Origin of the sequence: Streptomyces sp. NRRL F-5122 (genome assembly GCF_001507435.1) — a bacterium.
Classification (GTDB): Bacteria; Actinomycetota; Actinomycetes; order Streptomycetales; family Streptomycetaceae; genus Streptomyces; species Streptomyces lannensis.
Genome location: NZ_LMWH01000202.1, coordinates 1 through 270, shown reverse-complemented (window position 1 = coordinate 270; position 270 = coordinate 1). Strand labels below are relative to the sequence as shown.

The following is a 270-nucleotide window of genomic DNA, read 5'->3' as shown; positions in this document are numbered from 1 at the left end:
ATAGGCCGGATCTGGAAGCACGGTAACGTGTGGAGGTGACCGGTACTAATAGGCCGAGGGCTTGTCCATAGAGGCTCGCGTCCACTGTGTTGGTTCTGAGACAACGATCCGTTGTCGGTTCAGAGCAGAACATCAACTGAAAAGTGTGCTTGTTCGCTCGAAACCATTAGGGTTTCGGTGGTCATAGCGTGAGGGAAACGCCCGGTTACATTCCGAACCCGGAAGCTAAGCCTTTCAGCGCCGATGGTACTGCAGGGGGGACCCTGTGGG

At 55.6% G+C, this 270-nt stretch carries 1 rRNA gene; it reads left to right on the top strand.

Going from position 1 to position 270, the window contains the following annotated elements:
- Nucleotides 1–173: 173 nt before the first annotated feature.
- Nucleotides 174–270 (top strand): 5S ribosomal RNA (gene rrf / locus ADL25_RS19810); the annotation flags it as partial.